The sequence below is a fragment of the Bacillus sp. AFS059628 genome, assembly GCF_002571225.1.
In the GTDB taxonomy this organism is placed as follows: domain Bacteria; phylum Bacillota; class Bacilli; order Bacillales; family Bacillaceae_G; genus Bacillus_A.
Genome location: NZ_NVEC01000132.1, coordinates 1 through 1857, shown reverse-complemented (window position 1 = coordinate 1857; position 1857 = coordinate 1). Strand labels below are relative to the sequence as shown.

Here is a 1857-nt window from a genome sequence, read left to right as displayed (position 1 = left end):
CCCACCTAACTTCTTTGCTTGCGCTCAATTTTGAGGTGGGGGTCTTACTGCCCATTAAAGCGGGATAAAGCCCTGCCATAAATTCAAGTATATATTTTCTCAACATTTTTCTGAAAATATTGAGAAAATATATCTTACAACTACCAATGTATGTCATGCTACTCATTTAAGATTTAATAAGTTGTTCGAATATAATGTAACAATTTTAACATTCCAATATAATCCAAATAGATATTCCACTCATTTTTTATCTCAAAAAATCCCAAAGATCATATAACCTATTTAAAACAACTCAAAAAAAGCACCCTATTTAGCAGGATGCTTTTTTGTAATCATAGTGTTATAGAAAATTTATATCCTTATGCTACGCTGCGATACTCTTCTTCTTGTTCTTTTGTCTGCTTAGGTGCTTGAATTAAAATTGCGATAATAAATGATACGACACATAAAACGCCAATTACCATGAATGTTGGCTTGAATCCACCTAGAAGTGCACCGATAAAGGAACCTGCAAGTGCTCCAAATCCAAACCCTTGATACACAATACCGTAGTTCTTACTATGGTTTTTCATACCGAAGAAATCACCAACAATTGCTGGGAAAATAGTGATATTTCCACCAAAGCAAAACGCTACACTTGCTACACATACGAAGTAGATACCATAATTTAAATCTACGAAACTTAAAACTAAGACTGAACTCGCCATAACAACAAAAGTACCAGTAACGATTTTTAAACGGCCGATTTTATCTGATAGCGGTCCTAAAATTATACGACCTAACGTATTGAATATTGCAACCATAGCAACCGCATTAGCTGCTGTCGCTGCGCTAAGCCCTACAAGTTGAACACCAATGTCTTTTACCATACTAATTAAGTATAAACCACTCATACATGATGTAAATAACATAATAAATAATAAGTATACTTGTTTTGTACGTAACATTTCTTTCGTTGTATACTCATGAGTTTTGGTTTCATGAACTGCAACTTGATCAGCAGCTTGATGGATTAAACAAGCTCCAAGGACAATCATAGCTGTAACAATTAAACCCCAGTATATAAATGCTTGGGATACACCAACTGATTCAATTAACTGTGCGTTAACGTATTTAAAGATTAAACTACCTGAACCATATGCAGAGACAGAAATTCCAGCAATTAAACCTTTACGCTCTGGAAACCACTTTATTAAATTAGATAATGAAGTGATATATGCTGTACCATCTGCATAACCCACAACAACTCCCGCTAGTACATAAAGCAAAATTAATGAGGAAGCTTGTGAACTAAGTACTAATCCTAGTCCTAATGCTAGTCCAGCTATCATAATAAGTTTACGAAGTCCCCATTTTTCTTGCAATTTACTTGCAAATAAAGTTGAAAATGCTAAGGAAAGACTAGTAATTGAGAAAGTTATAGCAACTGCGTTAAGACTCCAACCGTATTTGCTAACTAAAGGCTGATTGAATAAACTCCATGTATATATTGTTCCAAGCCCCATTTGTACGATGACTGTGCCTAGGACAACTAACCATGGATTAACATTTGATTTTTTCATACCTTTCCGCCTCCTCTTTCTATTTCAATGCTTTTCGCTAAATTTTGTTTTTTCATATTCATTTTGGTCACCTCTTTTGATTTAACACCTTCATTGTATAAGATGTTTTCAGTTATGTAAGCACTTACAAGACAGAGCGTCAAAAACATGGAATCAGTTACAAAAAACGAAGGATGAAATACAAAAAATGTTTTTTAAATACGTAATAGTTATTCATATTGTTTTGTATAAGTTAAATTTACAGATGTTTTTGAATCCTTTTTCAATAGTAAAACAATAAAACCGTCTCTTTAAT

Annotated in this window: 1 protein-coding gene; it reads right to left on the bottom strand. The window is 33.4% G+C overall.

The window, feature by feature from the left end; all coding sequences use genetic code 11:
- Positions 1 to 359: 359 nt before the first annotated feature.
- On the bottom strand, positions 360 to 1562 hold the full coding sequence (locus tag COL05_RS29960; protein ID WP_098671260.1) for an L-lactate MFS transporter: 1203 nt from the start codon (positions 1560 to 1562) through the stop codon (positions 360 to 362).
- Positions 1563 to 1857 lie beyond the last annotated feature (295 nt).

Coding starts and splice junctions, on each gene's coding strand:
- COL05_RS29960 (WP_098671260.1), bottom strand. CDS start 1,562: ATGAAAAAATCAAATGTTAATCCATGGTTAGTTGTCCTAGGCACAGTC.